We start from the raw sequence: 17,230 nt of genomic DNA on the forward strand, positions 1-17,230 counted from the left end.
GAGCGGTAGAACCGAGGGTGATGGCGTAGGAACCGAGGTTCCTCCAGGAGGAGGCGGAGATGCCGGCCTCCTCCTGGAGTTCCCGCTGGGCGCATCGACTTGTCCGTACGCCGCCTGTACTGCGAAAACCCTTCTTGTCTGAAGGTGACTTTCGCCGAGCAGGTGCCGGAGCTGACCGTGCGGTACCAGCGGCGCACACCACAGTTGCAGCGCCTGGTGGAGGCCGTCGGTGTGGTGCTGGCCGGCCGGGGCGGTGCCCGGATGCCGCGGATCCTGAACGTCACGCTCTCGCGGTGCACCGTTCTGTCGCAGCTGATGCGGGTGCCGCTTCCGCCACTGCAGACACCCCGAGTGCTGGGGGTGGACGACTTCGCGCTCTATGGCGACACCTACGGCACCCTCCTCGTCGATGCCACCACACCCGACTCCCCCTCACACTTTGGGAGGGACGCGACGTGGAACAGCTTGGCCGCTGGCTTCGTGAACACCCGGGCGTCGAGGTCGCCTGCCGCGACGGCTCCCTCACCTACCGGCAGGGCATCACCGCCGGCGCCCCCGACGCACTGCAGGTCAGCGACCGCTTCCACCTCTGGCAGGGCCTCTCCCGCCGCGTTCAGGACATCGCCTCCGCCCACCGCGGCTGCCTGCCCGCAGCACTGCCCCCGGTCGGCGAGGCCGTTCCCGCATCGGTCGAGGAAACCGCGGAGAATACCGCGGCCAACACCCGGGCCGGGCGGCATGCCCGAAGGCTGTTCGAGGCCGTGCACGCCCTGACCCGCACCGGCCGGAGCCACAGCTCCGTGGCCCGGGAGCTCGGCCTGGACCGCCGCACCGTACGCACATACGCCCGAGCCCACACCTGGCAGGAAGTGATGCACCGCCCGCCCCGCACGCCCTCCACCCTGGACCCCTACCTGGACTACCTGCAACAACGCTGGGACGAAGGGCAGCACAGCGCGAAGATCCTGCACGAGGAACTCCAGACCAAGGGCTACCTCGGCCATTACCAGCGCGTGAAAATGGCCGTCACACCCCTACGACGGGGCCTGCCCCTGGACGAACCACGCGAGCGACCGCCCTCCCCGCGCGAAGCCGCCCGCTGGGTCACCACCCACCCGGACCGCCGCAGCCCGCACATCAACGACCGCCTACCCCGGCTCCTTGACCAGTGCCCTGAACTCAGGCACACCCACGACCTGGTCCGCCGGTTTGCGATCACGCTCGACAACCGTGACGCGACACTCTTGCCAGGCTGGCTGGACGACCTCGCCAACAGCGGGCTGGCCCCACTCGCCGGCCTCGCCGGAGCCATGCGCGAAGACCGGCATGCAGTCACCCAGGGAATCAGCACCCCTGACAACTCCGGGGGGCAACGAAGGCCGCATCACCGACGTGAAGCTCCAAAAACGCCTGATGGGCGGCCGCGCCGGCATCCCGCTTCTCCGCCACCGCGTCGTCCTGATCGCCCACCTCCGCCGCCGCTATGCGGACCGGCCGACCACCATCGCGAGATCGGCGCTGGCCCCTGGAATTTGACCCCGTGGTTTGGTCCTTACGCCTGCCCGGACACCACGTCGGGGGCCTGGCAGCCGTGGATGTCAGAATCGGCGCCATGACTCTCTGTGACTATTTCGCCGCCACTGACGACGACACTGCCGCCGCCGTGGTTGCGGTGCCCGGTGGTCCGTCCCAGGCCGCGCTGGACGTGGTTCCCCTCAAAGGCATCGACCCGGTGGTCACCATCGCCCAGCTGGAAGCAATCGCGACGGGCTGCAGCTATGAGGAAGCCAGCCAACGCCCGCGATCCGGGCAGCTGTTGTCATCGCCGGAAGCCGATGGCCCCTTCGTGTTCAGTCTGTCGGACTCTCTGATCGAGGCACTCGTCACTGCGACACCAGATGACCTCGTGCGCTTCGCCGAGTCATGGTCCATGACCGATGAACTGCAGCAGAGCCAGTTTGATGCCGAAACCGCGGCCGCTGCTCTGGAAGCCCTGGCCAGCCTTGCACATCGCGCTAAGGCGAGCCGCCTGGGGCTGTACTGCTGGTGGTCGCTGTGACTCAGCAGCGTCAGTTTGCAGGAAGCGTCAGCGCGAAATGATCTCCGGCTACGAAAATCTTGCCAGAGCCACATACGCGAGTACGTCGACAGCCCGCAAACTCGCCGCCCGGGAACGGTTCGCTTCCTGCCCGAGCCCTGGACCCTGGCCGGCTTCGACTTCGCCGCCCAGCCCGGCGTCGGCGAGAAGCCGATCCGCGACCTGGCCACCTTGCGCTTCCTGTACGACGCCTCCAACGTGCTGTTCGTCGGCCCGCCCGGAGTGGGCAAGACCATGCTGTCCGTCGCTCTCGGACGAGCGGCTGTCGACGCCGGCCACCGCGTCCACTTCGCCACCGCCGCCGAACTCGCAGGCAAGTGCCACAACGCCGCCCTCGAAGGCCGTTGGAGGATCTGCATCTGATCATCGACGAGCTTCGCTATCTGCCGCTGCCCGAGGCCGGCAGCCCTGTTCCAGGTGATCAACCAGAGGTGCCTGAAGTCCAGCACGATCCTCACGACCAACGTCGGGATCGCCGATTGGGCCGGAGCGTTCGGCGACGCCGCCGTCGCCACCGCCATGCTCGACCGGTTCTGCACCGAGCTGCCGTCGTCGGCATCGACGGCCCCCGGAACCGTCGACCTACTGGCGCCGACGGCAGTCCGGAACTGCCCGCACTGCGACCAGCCCGTCACGGTCGTCGCCGTGCTCACCGCCCAGGAAGCCGCCCGCTCCACGATCATCAACCGCGTCACCGACATCAGCCCGCTCAGACGCCTCCAGCGAGCATCGGCTGACCGTCACCGATCACCCGGCCCGCCGACCTGACGGTCGGCGCGCCCGAAACGTCAGGCCACCGAGCGCAGCCGGTCCAGTTCGCTGCCGATCGCATCCCGCAGCGCGTCATGCCGCGGTCCGAGCCTGAACTGCTCGTCACTCCACCGCTCACGCGGATAGAGCCACACCGGAGCACCCACCACGTCGGCCGGCTCCCACTCGAACCGCGGCCAGACATGTGCATGCAAGAACGGGTCCGTGTTCCCCAGGATCTCCAAGTTGACCCGGCGGAAAGCCGGGTCCAGCCGCCGACAAGCACGCTCGACCGCTTCACCGAGCTGGTCCATGTCAGACAGGAACGACAGCCGCTTCGCCCTCGGCAGGTCCGACAGCCGCTGCACATCCGGCTCGTCCACGAGCAGAACCGAGTAGCCCGGCAGGAACTGAACATCCCCGATCACCGCGAATCCCGCCGTCAGCCGCCGCAGCACGGTCGGGTTCTCGCCCCTCAGCGCAGTCCCGATCCGGTCCGTCCGCCAGTCAGCAGTCACTTGCCAAAACCTACCTTCCGGTGATCAAGGACCGCTCTTCGATCCCCATCCTCCTCACACAGTCCAAAGACCAAGCAAGTGGGGCGAGGAGCGGCCCCGGCCGTCTTCAAGGCTCTGACCCGTGATTCCGTGAAGCTGATGGTCAGTGGCGCCGCTCTTCGACGACGTCGTCGTTCTCATCAGAGAGTTCGAGGCTGTGCTGCCGGCCGAGTCCGGTTAAGAGCGTGGCCAGGTCGTCGATCCGCTGAGGGGCGATCACGCCATTGACCAGGGTTGCCCCGTCGTCGGTCTGATCGATTTCGATGCGGCACCAAGCGGTCTCGGCTTCGTAGGAGCACCAGGAGGCTGACCGTGTGCTCCAGCCAAGTGAGCCCAAGCGGAATGCCACCAGGACGGGGTCGAGGCCACCTTCGAGGATGCCGCAGACGTTGTTGGCCATATCGGCCAGGGCGGCATCGAGCGGCCGGTCACCGTTACCGCTGGTGGGTACGCCGATCTCTGTAAGATCGGGTATTCCGAGGCAGAGCTGAGTGAGGATGCGTGTCCGCAGGAGTTCGAATGAGGCCCGGTCATACACCGTCCTCTTTCAAGGTCTTGACCCGGTTCACGTGTCCTTCGACGACGCCGGAGTTCCATTCGAGGTGAGGCCGGCTGTGACGGCGCAAGGTCCTGGCGCAGGAAGCCTGCGAAGCCGCTCATAGGTTTCGGGGCGTCCTGTTCGGCCTGGCGGATCCATTCGTTCAGCAGGAAGCCGCGTCGGTTGCGGACAAGTTCGGTGAAGCCTCTGGCGAGATCGCAGGCCCTGGGAGATCCGGGCAGACGATCCGGACGTCGAGCAGGCGCCGCTCCTGCTGGGTGTGAGGGTCTCTTGGAGTTGCATGATCCAGCCGGTGATCTTGCGGGGGCTGGGGATGTCCGCCCGGACGGGTTGTCGGCTGCCGGCGCGGAGGGCGGCGAGGTGCTTGCGGACGACCTGGCGGCTGCCACGACAGGCGCGTTCGCGGATCACCAGAACAGGCGGCTGCAGCTGAGGTGGCCGAGGGTCTCGGTGCAGCGGGGGTCGTGGTAGGGCTTGAAGGGGTCCAGCACTCCGCAGGACGCCGGTCATGAGCCGACGCGCACTCGGGGCGTACCACGGCCTCGGGCACAGAGCGGGCAGGGCGGTGGGCGGCCTGGCACACCGTACGTAGAGCGACGCTCGTGAGAAGAGCGCCCCCTTGGTCGCCGGACCGGAGCTCAGGCCGCCGCGGCGCGGAACGCCCTGGGGCTCAGGCCCTTGTGTCGTTTGAACGCGGCACTGAAGCCGAAAGCGTCGGCATAGCCGACGGACCTTCCGATCTGGGCGATGCTGAGGTCGGTGTCGGTCAGGAGCGCCACGGCCTCGTCCATGCGGCATTCGGTGAGGTAGGCGAGGGGCGGGCGGCCCATCAGCTTGGTGAAGCGCTTGGCGAACAGCGCCCGGGAGACGCCGGCTCGAGTGGCCAGCGACTCCACCGTCCAGGCCTCGGCGGGCCGGTCGTGGAAGGCCTGCAGGGCGGGGGCGAGGACTGGGTCGGCGAGGCCCCGGTACCAGCCGGGCGCGTCGGCGCCGGCCTGGTCGAACCAGGTGCGCAACGTGCACACCAGGGCCCAGTCGAGGAGCCGGTCCATCAGCGCCTGCGAACCGGCCGAGAGTTGGGCGGCGTCGGCGGCGGCCGTCTCCAGCCAGGCACAGACCTCGACGTCCTCCTTGATCACCAGGACGGGCGGCAGGGCACGCAGGAGCCGCTCGTGGCGATGGCCCGAGGCGCGGTAGGCGCCCACGATCAGCGCGGTCGCCTCCTCCGAGTCGGTGCCCCAGTGGATTCCGCCGAGTTCCTGGGCGGTGCACTCGGCGTCCGTGGTGAAGCAGGCGATCTCGTACGCGGCATGAGGGCTGTGGACAGTGGTCGGATGGTCCGCGAGATGGAACGGTACGGGGCCGCGCACGATGGCCGTATCGCCCGCGCCGACCGCTCGCTCGGTGCCGTCGGGCAGCAGCAGGGTGCCCCCGCCGCGCAGCACGCTGATCATGGTGAGCGGTGCGTCGTCGGCGAAGCGGATGGTCCAGGGTGCCGTCAGTACGGCGTGGCTGACGACCGAACCCTCGGCCCGGATGCCACTCAGTAAGGAACTCAAAGGATCCACGGGAAGCAGCTTAGACGATCTCCTATGTTCTGGAGCGTTTCTCCTATGGATCATCTACGTCACCGTGGCTGTACTGGATGCATCGCATCGAACCGAGACCAGCCGGGAGACACCGTGACGCAGCACGACAGCCATGCCAGGACAGCCCTCGTGGTCGTCGCACACCACCGCACCGATTCCCTCACCGCGCACACCGCCCGCCGCACTGCCGCCCAACTCGAAGCCGCCGGGTACCGCATCGACCTGCTCGACCTGCACGCCGAGGGGTTCGACCCGCGGATGAACGTGTCGGACCAGCCGGACTGGGGCAACAGGGAAAAGGCGTACTCGGACGAAGCGCACGCCCATATGCAGCGCATCCTCGACGCCGATGTCATCGTCGCCGTCTTCCCGGTGTACTGGCAGAGCGTGCCCGCCATCCTCAAGGGCTGGATCGACCGCGTATGGAACTACGGGTTCGCCTACGGCCGCAGCAAGCCCCGCCTCGCCGGCAAGCGCATCCTGTGGCTGGGCCTGGCCGGCGCCACTGCCGACGATCCCATCGTGGAGGGGATGCAAACCGTCCTCGAGACCAATCTGAGCGAAGGCATCGCCTACTACTGCGGTTTCTCCCATTCCACCGTCGGCCTGCTCACCGACGCGGAGGAGCGCCCGCAGCGCGTCGACGCCGAAGGCAACCTCCTGGTCGGCGAAGCGGTCACGGGCGCTGAGCGGGAGGCGCAGTACGCCGATCTCGACCGGCGTGCGCGGGAGTTCGTGGAGAGCTTCGTCGCCGAGGAACTCGTGGCGGTCTGACCGCCAGGGAGCCGGCGGCCCGTACGCACCCCCCGGTCCCCCGGCCTTATCCGTCCGTCGGCCGTCCCTCGCCCTGGGAGGCGTGCGTCAGGGGCGCAGTCCAGTGTGTGCGAGGGCGGCCGCGCTGAGGGTGGCGATGACCTCCTGGTCGCCCCGGCGCCAGGCGTCGGCGAATCCGCCGGGCGGGGTGGGCAGCTTGACGAGGGCAGTCGGCGGGCCGGTGAGGGCGCGCAGGGCGAGCAGGTCGGCGCCGCCCGGCGCGTCGGCGAGACGGCGGACGATCACGCTGCGGCGAATCCAGAGCAGGCGCGGGGGAAGCCACAGAACCAGGATGAGGAGCACGAGGACGACGATGAGAGCCGTGGTCGTCACGTCGGCGACCTGGGTGACGGTCTCCTGGAACGATGCGCCGGCGTCGGCGAAGCCGGTACTGGAGTCGGCTGCGGACTGGAGCGGCTTCTTCAGGACGTCGCCGATGAGCGGTACGTCCGACGCCGCGTCCCCGGCGTTGCCGAGCTCCTCGGCGAGGCCGTCTCCGGAGCTCTCGACCTTCCGCCCCGGCTCAGCCAGCTGCATGATCACGTCGCGGACGAAGAATGCCGCCCACACCGTGAGGGCGATCAGGGCCACGGCGATCAGGTCCACGAGCACCTGGCGGTTCCGGCGTGCGGGAGTCTGGGCGTAGAGGCGCAACGGCGGGCTCCTGTTCTGTTCAGGGCGTCGAGCGGAATCGGCCGTCCCGCCGGCGACTCGGCCGGCCGGTCGTCGGGGTCAACTCTTCCACCGCGTTCCCCGGGCAAACGTGCAAGACGCGGACCATGGCCGGCCCGGCGCCGCGGTTCACCGCGACGCACCGCGCCCCTGGGCCGGTACCGCCCCGGGGCGGGACTTACCGGTTCGCTGGGAATGGAGGTCCTTCAGCGTCTCTGGAACCAGTTGCTGCCCCTCTCCCCCACCGACCTGGGCCCTGCCACGCACGTCCGTATGCGCTGCCCCTGAGGACCGCCCGCCCCTCCCGACGCACAGAGGGGCGAGACCGCCCGCCGCGAGGGCGTACCGGGCCGGCACGCGGCGACCGGTCCACCGCCACGACCCCAGGCCTTCAGCTCGGTCGAGGACGGTGGCCGCGTTCTCCTCCTGGCGCCGGCAGTCGTCTTCGGCCCGACGGTTCGCCGTCCGCTCCGCGTCGTTCTCCGGGTCCGGATACGGGTTGAGCCGAAGCGCAGTGGTTGTCACCGGCAGGGCCGGTTGAGCTGGTGAACGAGACCGGTGGAAGCAGCCTGGTTGGCAGCAGTGGGCCACCGGGCTTGTCACACATGCTTGTTCGGCAGCCTTTCTGTCACCGGTAGCAAAGAGCGAACGTTCCTGGCTCTCCGGGGAGTTTCCGTCTCGGGCACGGTGATGCCGTTGTCTTGGGCGGCATCGGTGGAGCGAATACGCCCACCGCACAAATGCCCGATCCTCAGTCCTAGGATCGCAACGGGCTTGCCTTCGCCGCTGGTAGGGGCCTGTCCGGGCCAGGAGCGGAAGGCCAGTCGCCGGCCTTCTGCATATGCGTCTTCCAGCTCGGGCCGCACCCTGACGCGGGTACTGATCTGCTCCTTGAAGACTTGCGGCACTCGGCCCGGTGCATGGCTTCGGGCCGGCTCGCCGGCTCCTGCCGCGCGGTCGACCTCCTCATATGCCCGACAGCGCATTCACTCCGCGACCCGCAGAGAGGCCGGCGGGCCCCTTCAGGATCATTCATAGCGATCACACCATGACGCGCTGTCAGCGGATGGCTCTACATTGGTCGGTTGCGCGGGAGAGCGCGCAACCGACCGGAGGGAGGGGGCTTCGGCCTTGCCGTTCGTCAAGGGCTACACCAAGCAGGACGGGACAGTGGTCCGGTCACACTGGCGGGCGCCGGCCGGGACGAGCCGGGAAACCGCGCTCGCCATCGGCATCGTGGCGGCCGTGTTCATCTTCGGCGGCTCCGGGACGTCATCAGGCGGCGGGGCGGGTTCGGAGCGGTTACCAGCGCCGCGGTCCTCGTCGGCGGTGACGTATCCGATCAAGTGGCCCGGCTGGGAGAAGCCGACGCCCCACCCGGCCCCTGCCGTGTCGTACCCGATCCGCCGGCCCGGGTGGGAGGAGACCGCTCCGCGTCCGGTGCCAACGGTGTCGTACCCGATCAAGTGGGACCGGACCAGGGGCGGGCGGTGAGCCGACGCCGGTCGCGGAGGACGAACGGCACCGACCAACTCCTCCAGCCACTGCGGCTGCGTGCCAGCCGGGTGGCGGCCGGGTCGGGGACGGGGCCGTCGGCGGGAGCGGGCTCGTGGCGGTGGTGGACTTCGTACGTGCGTATCCGTGGGTCCCGGTCGTCCTGGTGCTGATCGTCGGCGGGGCGGCGGCCTGGGCGGTCTCGCGGCAGCGGGCCGCGCAGTGGGAGGGGGTGCGCTCCCCTGGGCTGCGCGCGGCAGCCAGCCATCCAGGCCTCCGGCAACCGTCGCACAGCAGACGACTCCGCCGCCATGGCGCGCATACCTGCGTACCGCTCCCCCGCCACCGGCCGAAGAAGCCACGCCCCGCACTACGCGTACGACGGAAAGCACCCGGCTGAGGAATCGCAGCCGGGCGCTTGTCCGGGTGCCGCACTCCACTGACTGCCCATTAGCAATCAGTGGTCACGGGGTGTGTGTCCCGGAGCGGTGCTTCCTGTCCTGTCCCGGCGACCCGCTCACCAGAGGTGGTCAACAGGGGAGAGTGGTCTTGCCGGCAGCGCCGGTGATGCCGGTGGTGCCGTTCGCGAACATGGTGGCGGCGGTGCCGTTGCCGCCCGGCTTGCCCGGGCACACCGGACTGGCCGCGCCGCCGGCGCCGCCTGTGCCACCGGTGTAGCCGCCCCCGGCCTTGGAGGCTCCGCCATTGCCGCCCTTGCCACCCGCGATACCGGCACCGGCATTGCCCACGCCGCCCACGCCGCCCTTGCCACCGGTGCCGCCGACGCTTGCGCTGCCGGTGGCGTTGCCACCGGTGCCGCCGAGGCCACCGATACCGCCGAGGATCCCGACACCGTTGGTGCCATTACTGCCGGGGGCGCCGACTCCGTTGTGAGCCCGGGCGCTGCCCGCGCCGGGCTGGGCGGAGGCGAGGGCAGGAGTGACGGTCAGACCGGCTACGGCGATTGCGGCGATCAGGAAGGTCCGGGCAGTGGCCGTGGTGCGCATGGAGCGCATGAGGTACTTCCTTCGGTTTGTGCAGGGGGAGAGATTCTCCGCCCGACAGGCTTCAACGTAGGGAAGTACGACACGCTGTACACTCTCAAGAATGACTAAATGTCCCTAAAATAGCCTGACTCATCAAATTTTAGCCGCAATTCTCATTTTTAGGCCATTTGTCGATGGTGCTCCGCCTTCCGTCGCCTCACCAGCCGGGGCACCGTGGAGAGAACTGGCCACCCCTGCGCCGATCAGTGCAGCTGAATGTCGGTCACAAAGATGTGCGAGGCGTCCAGCGCGCGCCTGGAGTCTTCGGCCCACCTGGGAAGGGACGGCCGTGCGACCTGGCCCTGACGGGCTGGAGACAATCCGTAGCGAGCAGGACATCACCCACCTGGCGCCGCATCAGCACCCCCTCGATCCTCACCGGCCCGTGAAAGCAGGCGCGTAGGCACCGGCTGCGTCGACGAGGGAGTGCCGCGACGGCCAAGGCCCACGCCGAAGCCGTCGTGCCGGACCAGGCCGCCGACGGCCATTGCCTCGCCGGAACCGTGAGCTCGGTCAGTTCAGCAGTCTCGCCGGGCACTGTGAGCCGGGCGTTGACGTCGTAGCTCTGGATGGCTTCGGCAGCCTCCCGCGCGTACCGGTAGCACGGGCCTTGTCCCGGACCACAGGGCTCAGTTCGAGCTTGAACGCGAACGTGTTCATCTCTGCCACAGGCGATCCTTCACCGCGGTCGAAGGCTGCCGGCTGCGGCCTCGGGGTGAAGGCGCAGACGAGGGCGAGGCGCAGCGGGTGCTCGGCGTGTGCTCGTTCAGCACCTCCAGCCAGGCCGCGGCCGGGCCGGAGCGGAAGCAGAACCCGGTGACGCGCGGGCCCGCCGGGAACGATCGCTCGCGTGGATCAGGCATGCCGACCGACACGCACGCGACGACGAACGGCTCCTCCAGCCCTCCGAGAGCCTGATCATTTGGTCCGCCATCACCTGGATGACCCGCCGCCTGACCAAGCGTTCGCCGGGCACCTGTCGCATCGTCTCGCTGCCTGATCGGGCGCACCGGGAGGTGCGGGGATCCGCTCGGACAGTGTCGGTGGAGGAGGTCTTGCACCGGCGCGGCAGGGCTTTCCGGCAGGGTGACGAGAAGTCCGGCCAGGTCGGCTAAGGTGTCAGGGCCATTACAGCCATCGGTGGGTGAGCGCCGCTCTGCCGTGGCCGGGTATGCCCGCACGGCGGGCGCGCCCGCCACCGCGGACAGTCGCGCACGTGATACGCGGACGGATCTCCGTATCCGTGTATCCATCCGTCTGCGCGTTCGTACGTTTCATGTGTTCGGGGGAGCATCAGTGAACACCCGCCGGGGCGCGTCGTCGTCCCTCCGGTCGATACCCAGTCCGTTCGCGGTCGCCACGGCGATGTCCGCCCCGTCCCGGCCCGACCGGATCGAGGACCCGCTCATCACCGGCCTGCAGTGGGCCCGTACGGCGGTGGGCTTCATCGCCACCGCCTGGCTGCTCCTGGCGTTCCCGCTGGCCGAGGGCCGCGAGAAGGTCGTCCTGGGCAAGCTGGAGGACCTGCTCATCGGAGGCGGGCTCACGCTCACGGTCGGTTTCGTGGCGGTGACGGCCTTCATCGTCGCGGCCCGCGCGCCGCTGGGCCGCCGGTACGCCGCCCGGCTGCTCGGTCCGCTGTGCTCGTTGGGCTCGATCGCGCTGGGCGCCGGAGTGTCGTATCTGATGGTCAAGATGCTCAAGGGCGAGATCATCTCGACGGCCGACATCGGCTACCACGGCATCCTGATCGGCCTGTTGGTCATGGTGCTGTTCTTCGTCGGCACGGTGGTCTGCGCGCTGGTCCTGGTCTTCGCGCTGCTGTGCACGCTGGTCGCGCTGGTGTACGGGGTGAACTCCTGCTTCCGCCTGGGCGATGTGCACGAGCTGCTGCCGGCCCTGATCTCCCCGCTGCTGGTGTGGTCCCTCTTCGGGCTGGGCCTGTTCGACGGCCCCGACGTGGCGGCTCCGCCCCTCGTCCTCTACACCTTCCTCCTCGGCGGCCCCGTCTCGGTCACGGCACTGTCGGTCTGGGAGGTGCACAGGTTGCGGACCCGGTGGGGTGTGACGCTGCGGGGGGCAATGGGGAGATAGCCCGGGTGCCGACATCCTCAGCGACTCAAGGCGGCGCTTACGGCGGGGGATGTCCGCTTCACCCAGCGGTGGATGCCCATCTGCGTGCCGTGCCGGGTTCCACGTCTCACGACGCGGGCACCGTGCCGCCGACCCCGCAACAGCCAGCACGACGGCCGACCGAGCCGACGGCGGACGGCCGAGCCCCAGCGCGCCCCGGTGACACCGGATGCGATCCGGGCGCGACCGCGCGGGAGAGCAGACGCGGGCGCGGGCACTCGGGCCCCGCCGCGGACACGACGCCGGCGGCGAACCAAGCTCGACGGAACGGCGGACGGCCCGGCGGAGCACAGCCCCGGGCAACGGCACGACGACGGACCACCAGCCCCCGACGGAACGGTGACGCCGGAACGGGGCACGGGGAGCGGTCGACCAGACCCGCGCGGCCAGGGCGCGGCCGGGCGGGACGGCCGACAACATGGGAACAGAACGGCGGCCCCGCGGTACGGCACCGCGACGGCGCGGCGGGTTGCCCATGGATTCCTGGTTGTGCATGCCGGAGACAGCCGACCGGCCGCAGACCTCGCTGAACGTGGGGTCGGTGCCGTTCGGGGAGAACAGGTGGACCATACTGCCGTGCTGCTTGGCGTAGGTGCCAGCACACGCTGTACCCGTCGGCGTGGTCCGGCCCGGGAGCAGGGCGGGGGTCAGGCCGCCCTCAGCGGACGACATGCCGCGCTGTTGTAGGAAGAGGCGCAGGCGAACGCGTCACCGTTCAGCGCGTCGGCCGCGTCCACCAGGGCGGAGGCGTTCCCGTTCGCCGCGGCCCATCCGGTGGGTCAGATCCGGTTAGGGGTACGGGAGTTCTGCGCACTGTCGCCCAGGTAGGATCACCTGGCTGTTTCTTCTTCGGTGGCGCGGGGCCGGGGGCGGGGTCTGCCGCCGTTGATGACGCCGATCTTCTCGGTGAGTGGGTTGGACGGCGAGTCTCAGCAGGGCGGCGGGACAGGGTCAGCGGGTCCGGCTTCTGGCTGCGATTTCGGCTGCAGGCTTACAGGGCCTGCCCATGGCGGCGCAGCGTTGCTCAAAGCCGAGCGGAAGCCACCCACGGGCAAGGAGGCGGGGGTGGCTGGGAAAGGCCTCCAAAGCGGCGAGAACGAAGATCAAAGACGCCCAGAGGGTCTGGAGTCGCAAGGTGCAGGGCCGGCCCACAGTGCTGATGAAACTGGTTTCGACCATGTCGGGGCCGACGAGGTCGATGCTGTCGAGGCCGGTGTAGTTCAGCTCGTTGGACGTGTTCTGACCTGCGAAGTGCGCCTTGCGCGGGGTGACGGTGAGCTCGCCTCCGCCATCGACCACCCAGCGGGGCTGTGCGTCTCGAGCGGCCTGCCGGCGACGTACGGAGTTGCCGACCGCGTTGCCGAGGAGGCTGCCGATGACGAACGCCGGACTGCCGAACGCGACGACTTGGCTGCTGGTGTAGGAGCCGTTTCCGAAGGCGCGCCACGTCAAGCGGGTGGCGGGTCCCACCGCCAGGGCCCGTTCGCCTGGGGCCAGGGGGGCGCGGGTGGCGAGCAGGGGTCGCTGGGCGACGGTGCCGCCAAGAACGTCGGCGACGATCTCACAGGTGTGCCAGAGGTGATCGTCGAGGTAGGACCAGCCAGGGGTCTGCTGGGCGGGTAAGGGTTCGGGCACGGGCTGCTCCCAACTACTGGGGGACGGGCTCTGGTTCAGGCGGTTCGGCCGCCATTAATGATGCCTGCCTTCTTCATGAGCCTGGTGCGGATGGCGAGTACCAGCAAGGCGCCGGCGATGAGGACGAGCTCGGTGGAGGTCTGGCCACTTCGGCCGGATCGTCGGCGAGCCGGGCCATGTTGCCCCTCGGGCGCTGCACCGCGAGCTTTGTCAGCGCGGCTCGGCGGCTCCACCGGGGTTTTTGTGGTGCCGTTCGGCCAGGGCGGTGATTCCTGCCGCGGCAGCGGCGGCGAGGTCGGTGACCATCGCGTCGTCCACAGGCAGGTTGAGGATGTACAGGGCCGACGCCAGGGAGCCGAGCAGCAGTAGGTGGGCCATCGCGGGGTCGACGGCCCCGGCCAGCTCGCCGCGGGCCACGGCCTGTTCGATGATTTCTGCGAAGCGGGCCTGTTCGTCGGCCAGGAAGGTGTCTTGGAACCGGGTATCCAGTTCGGGTTTGCCGGCAAGTTCGCTGATCAGGGCTGGTGCCAGCTGTCGAGCCGCCGGGGCGGCCATGCGGACGTGGAACGCGCGGACCAGCGCCAGCAGATCTCCGTGCAAGGAGCCGGTGCCGACCAGCGGAGGCAGCTGCTGCTCGTGCATGGTGGCGACGAACGCCATCTCGGCCTTGGAGGCGTAGCGCCGGTAGATAGCCGCTTTGCCCACCCCGGCGCGCGCCGCGACCTGGTCGACGGTCAGGCCCGGGTAGCCGACTTCGTCGATCAACTCACGGGTGGACTGCAGGATTTTGTGGTCCACACGACTGTCTCGGGGGCGTCCACCCCGTTGCCTTTTCCCTGTCATGCCTGCATGATACGGAACGTCCGTATCGGAACCATGGTCTCGGAACTATGGTTTCGGAGATCACTGGCCCCGCTACGCAGAGACCACCGCGACCAAGCCGCACGAAGCGGCTTCGCGACGAGAACGGAGAACTCAGTGATCAAGTCGGCTGGTTGGATCATCACGGTGTGCGGAGCCGCACACACGGTCGCCGCCCTGACGGCGGAGAAGGCCGCGCGTCACGCCGGGACATGGTTCAGCGGCGGACTGTGGAGCGAGGACCTCGCCGATATGAGCCCGGCGGGCAGCGCGTACTTCCTGAGCCTGGCAAGCTTCGGCGTGCCGCTCACTCTGGTCGGCCTGACGGTGCTGTGGCTGGACCGCCGCGGCCTCACGCCGCCAACGTTCATCGCATGGACGCTGGGAACCTGGACCGTCGTCGACGCCGTGGTCCTCCCGTTCACGCCCTGGCCGCTCTTCCTGTTGGCGTGCGCGCTGCTGCTGATCGGAGCCCGCCGCGCCCGCCGCGACAACCCCGCGCCCAGGGCCGGGCTTCCACAAGCGTGAACACAGGTCCCGCCAGTGACAGGTGGTATGTCGGTATGAGGCTCCCCCGTTCGCCCAGCTTGAGGAGCCTGCGGCCCGCTTGCAGTCCGGCAACGCCGGCTCCCCGTTCCTGACCGGACTGAGCTCCCCGGCACCGAGGTCCCCACAACGACCAGGTCGCCTCCATGACCCTCCGGCCGACCGGCGACTACAACGCCCCTTCCACCGACACCGCCATGCTGAAGGGCGCCGACAAGAACTACCTCATGTCGGGCCTCATGGTGCCCTCTCACTGCACAGGACCGACTCCCACCACGCCTCCTTCCATGTCGCCCGCAGGCCCCCTGCTGCTCAGCCAGCAAGCGAGACAAAGCCGGTGGTGTCGGCCTGTGCCTGGATCAGCTCGGTCGGAGCGGCGACGAAGGGCTGGGCAGCGGTGTCGGCGCGCAGTACGGCGGCAACCTGCTTGAAGCGCCGGTGCGCGGCGAGGAAGACGCCCCGGGCCCGTGCTTCTTGCTCCTTGACCCGCGTGCGACACTGCGGTCCGTGCCTCTTGCTGATCTCACTCTCAACCAGTGGCGGTACTTCGAGTCGACGACTGCACATCGCGTCGCCCATGAAGCCGCCGCCCTGGTGAATGGCCGGGTGACCGACGTCGAAACCGTCGAACACCTGGGTGCCCCGCTGCACCGCGTCCGGATCGAGCGGGACGGGCAGGCATTTGCTCTGATACCCGGGGGCCCGGTGTCCCTGGGCTTCGACCTCGACACCTGGCAGCCGACGCCCGAGCAGACCGCCGACTACGCCGAAAGCCTGGAGCAAGGTTTCGGCTATGGACCTGACCTGCGGGCGCACCTCGCTGAGGTGCTCAGCCCTCGCCGGAACGTCGTCCTGGCGACTGTACTCATGGCAGTGGAGGACGAGAACCTGACCGAACTGCCTGCTGACATGCCGGCTGCTCTCGCAGCTCGTGGCCTGCGGATGCCCAGCGCCGACGAGTGGGAACACGCCTGTGGAGCCGGAGCGGACACCCTCTTCCGGTGGGGAAACGACTGCCCACTCGACCGCATCCCCTACGGAGACCGCACCGGTCCCCAGAACCGGCTGAACGCCTTTGGCCTGCGCATCGCCTACGACACCTACCGCATGGAGTTGACGAGCGACACCACTGCGATCCACGGCGGCGACGGTGGCGAGTCGGTGTGCGGCGGCTACGGCCACATGCTGGCGTGGCTGCCCCTGGCCACGGCCAACCGCAATCCCTCGATGGCTGAATTCGTCTACGGCCCGGACGGAGAGGACCTCTGCGAGGACTTTTCGACCCGTCCTGTGCTCACCTTGTGAGCACAGGAACTATGACCTGATGGAGAGCGCTTCGCTGGTCTGCTCCGCCAGGTGGGCCGTTCACAGCCGGTCGACACCCGGGTCAGGCGGCGTAGGTGGCCCGGTAGTCGGACCAAGCGTTGTCGTCGAACTGAGCCCATCGGTCTGCGGTGCCAGCGTGGATGTCGAACAGGTCGGCGATGACGACGGGCGGGAGGTTTGTGATTGCTTCCTTCATGACCGTGTCGCGTGCGGCACGCACTGGCAGCTCGTGGCGTCTCCGCCATGAGCCCGTCGTGTCCCCCACCCAGCTGTCCGGCTCACTCTTGGCGCCCAGGAGGGCGAACCGACGAAACGCGGGCACCGCAGTGACGAAATACCGATCCGAGACTGCGGAAGCCATCTCTCGCGGAGAATCCGGTGTCTTTGCGGGGCAGTGGGTTCCCCAACTGGGAACGTCAGCCAGCGCACGCTCTTCTGCTCTCCGCTGTACCCCCGCATCAGCCACTTCGTGCGGGGCCGAGAAGAAGGAGACGTGACACGGCGCACCTGCTTCTGCAGAGGGGGGCCTGCCGGCCCGGCCGGCGGCGCCCTGACCGCGATCGAGGCCCTGGCCTGCCCCTCGTGCCGGAGGGCCGTACCCCGGCCCCGGCTTCCCGGCCTCGCTCACCGCTTTCAGGGCATGCTTGCCACTCCGAGGCCGAACTCCTCCTTCGTGACGTCCTTGACGAGCTTCCAACTGTCGCCAGCCGGTTCGAAGACGTAGACGTACTGCCCTACGTAGGGAACGTCCGGCTGCGGATCAGCACCGGAGGGGCTGGTCGTGTAGGGCGTGGTGATCTCTGAGATCCGGACCTTGGCCCGCTCCCCCTGCATCTCCACCTGGTCCAGGGTGACCTTCGTCCGAGCCCGGTCCCACACACGCCCCGTGGGGGCGGGGTACGCCCGCCACTGCGCGTCCTTCTTGTCGGCCTTGGCCTGGAAGATGCTCTCGGCGGCGAGGCGGATCGATTCCCGTTCGGCCTCGCGCTTGGCCTCCTCCATCCGGCCGAGCACGAAGAACAACGCCCCGCCCGTCACGATGCCAGCCGCCAGGGCAGCGAGCAAAAGCTTGTGGATCGTACGCATGGTCCCCCCTCGAACGCCGTAAAGCGCAGCGTACGCGATCACGTATTCACGTATTCACGCATTCA

The 17,230-nt window shown here is 68.9% G+C and carries 16 protein-coding genes and 1 pseudogene; 7 read left to right on the plus strand and 10 right to left on the minus strand.

Annotated elements, in window-relative coordinates:
- The first annotated feature begins 455 nt into the window (after positions 1-455).
- The 3 genes and pseudogenes from ABT360_RS19245 (at position 456) to ABT360_RS19255 (ending at position 2,866) form a co-directional block, all read left to right on the plus strand.
- On the plus strand, positions 456-1,616 hold the full coding sequence (locus ABT360_RS19245; RefSeq protein ID WP_351817485.1) for a hypothetical protein: 1,161 nt from the start codon (positions 456-458) through the stop codon (positions 1,614-1,616).
- Entirely contained in the window at positions 1,613-2,059 is a 447-nt protein-coding gene (locus ABT360_RS19250; RefSeq protein WP_351817488.1) for a hypothetical protein, read from the plus strand. Before ABT360_RS19245 ends, ABT360_RS19250 begins: the two co-directional genes overlap by 4 nt.
- Before the next feature lie 15 nt (positions 2,060-2,074).
- Positions 2,075-2,866 (plus strand): annotated as a pseudogene (locus ABT360_RS19255) (ATP-binding protein).
- 20 nt (positions 2,867-2,886) lie between these two features.
- Here ABT360_RS19255 and ABT360_RS19260 read toward each other — a convergent pair.
- The 3 genes from ABT360_RS19260 to ABT360_RS19270 all read right to left on the minus strand — a co-directional run bounded on the left by ABT360_RS19260 (position 2,887) and on the right by ABT360_RS19270 (position 5,532).
- A complete protein-coding gene (locus ABT360_RS19260; protein ID WP_351817491.1) occupies positions 2,887-3,366 on the minus strand; it encodes a diadenosine tetraphosphate hydrolase in 480 nt (159 codons plus the stop codon).
- A gap of 142 nt (positions 3,367-3,508) precedes the next feature.
- On the minus strand, positions 3,509-3,943 hold the full coding sequence (locus ABT360_RS19265; RefSeq protein ID WP_351817494.1) for a hypothetical protein: 435 nt from the start codon (positions 3,941-3,943) through the stop codon (positions 3,509-3,511).
- Between the two features lie 659 nt (positions 3,944-4,602).
- Complete coding sequence (locus tag ABT360_RS19270) at positions 4,603-5,532, minus strand: AraC family transcriptional regulator (protein WP_444852277.1); 930 nt, start codon at positions 5,530-5,532, stop codon at positions 4,603-4,605.
- Positions 5,533-5,646: 114 nt separating this feature from the next.
- On the opposite strand from ABT360_RS19270, the gene ABT360_RS19275 reads away from it, so the two are divergent.
- Positions 5,647-6,327 carry an NAD(P)H oxidoreductase gene (locus tag ABT360_RS19275; protein ID WP_351817497.1) on the plus strand — a complete coding sequence of 227 codons (681 nt, stop codon included), beginning with the start codon at positions 5,647-5,649 and terminating at the stop codon, positions 6,325-6,327.
- A gap of 87 nt (positions 6,328-6,414) precedes the next feature.
- On the opposite strand, the gene ABT360_RS19280 is transcribed toward ABT360_RS19275, so the two are convergent.
- Both ABT360_RS19280 and ABT360_RS19285 read right to left on the minus strand, forming a co-directional pair.
- Positions 6,415-7,020, minus strand: coding sequence for a hypothetical protein (locus ABT360_RS19280; protein WP_351817500.1), 606 nt, complete (start codon positions 7,018-7,020; stop codon positions 6,415-6,417).
- 2,042 nt (positions 7,021-9,062) lie between these two features.
- Entirely contained in the window at positions 9,063-9,548 is a 486-nt protein-coding gene (locus ABT360_RS19285) for a hypothetical protein (protein WP_351817503.1), read from the minus strand.
- Positions 9,549-10,874: 1,326 nt separating this feature from the next.
- On the opposite strand from ABT360_RS19285, the gene ABT360_RS19295 reads away from it, so the two are divergent.
- Positions 10,875-11,672, plus strand: coding sequence for a hypothetical protein (locus ABT360_RS19295; protein ID WP_351817506.1), 798 nt, complete (start codon positions 10,875-10,877; stop codon positions 11,670-11,672).
- A gap of 990 nt (positions 11,673-12,662) precedes the next feature.
- On the opposite strand, the gene ABT360_RS19300 is transcribed toward ABT360_RS19295, so the two are convergent.
- Complete coding sequence (locus ABT360_RS19300) at positions 12,663-13,346, minus strand: hypothetical protein (RefSeq protein WP_351817509.1); 684 nt, start codon at positions 13,344-13,346, stop codon at positions 12,663-12,665.
- A 210-nt stretch (positions 13,347-13,556) separates the two neighbouring features.
- Positions 13,557-14,144: a TetR/AcrR family transcriptional regulator gene (locus ABT360_RS19305; RefSeq protein ID WP_351817512.1), complete on the minus strand. Its 588-nt coding sequence runs from the start codon at positions 14,142-14,144 to the stop codon at positions 13,557-13,559.
- A 180-nt stretch (positions 14,145-14,324) separates the two neighbouring features.
- Between ABT360_RS19305 and ABT360_RS19310 the strand changes: the two genes are divergently transcribed.
- Entirely contained in the window at positions 14,325-14,735 is a 411-nt protein-coding gene (locus ABT360_RS19310) for a DUF6463 family protein (protein WP_351817515.1), read from the plus strand.
- A gap of 330 nt (positions 14,736-15,065) precedes the next feature.
- Here the strand turns inward: ABT360_RS19310 and ABT360_RS19315 are convergent, their stop codons facing one another.
- On the minus strand, positions 15,066-15,386 hold the full coding sequence (locus ABT360_RS19315; RefSeq protein WP_351817517.1) for a hypothetical protein: 321 nt from the start codon (positions 15,384-15,386) through the stop codon (positions 15,066-15,068).
- Between ABT360_RS19315 and ABT360_RS19320 the strand changes: the two genes are divergently transcribed.
- Positions 15,360-16,058 (plus strand): hypothetical protein, encoded by a 699-nt coding sequence (locus tag ABT360_RS19320; RefSeq protein ID WP_351817520.1) that lies wholly within the window; start codon positions 15,360-15,362, stop codon positions 16,056-16,058. The genes ABT360_RS19315 and ABT360_RS19320 overlap by 27 nt on opposite strands.
- 82 nt (positions 16,059-16,140) lie before the next feature.
- Here the strand turns inward: ABT360_RS19320 and ABT360_RS19325 are convergent, their stop codons facing one another.
- Positions 16,141-16,440, minus strand: a complete 300-nt coding sequence (locus ABT360_RS19325; protein WP_351817523.1) for a hypothetical protein — start codon at positions 16,438-16,440, stop codon at positions 16,141-16,143.
- 272 nt (positions 16,441-16,712) lie between these two features.
- Positions 16,713-17,165, minus strand: a complete 453-nt coding sequence (locus tag ABT360_RS19330) for a hypothetical protein (RefSeq protein ID WP_351817526.1) — start codon at positions 17,163-17,165, stop codon at positions 16,713-16,715.
- Positions 17,166-17,230 lie beyond the last annotated feature (65 nt).

Origin of the sequence: Streptomyces sp. NPDC000229 (assembly GCF_040300825.1) — a bacterium.
GTDB lineage: Bacteria > Actinomycetota > Actinomycetes > Streptomycetales > Streptomycetaceae > Streptomyces.

Excerpts from the sequence above, each read along its gene's own strand:
- ABT360_RS19250 (WP_351817488.1), top strand. The coding sequence starts at position 1,613 with ATGACTCTCTGTGACTATTTCGCCGCCACTGACGACGACACTGCCGCC.
- ABT360_RS19285 (WP_351817503.1), bottom strand. The coding sequence starts at position 9,548 with ATGCGCTCCATGCGCACCACGGCCACTGCCCGGACCTTCCTGATCGCC.
- ABT360_RS19325 (WP_351817523.1), bottom strand. The coding sequence starts at position 16,440 with ATGGCTTCCGCAGTCTCGGATCGGTATTTCGTCACTGCGGTGCCCGCG.
- ABT360_RS19330 (WP_351817526.1), bottom strand. The coding sequence starts at position 17,165 with ATGCGTACGATCCACAAGCTTTTGCTCGCTGCCCTGGCGGCTGGCATC.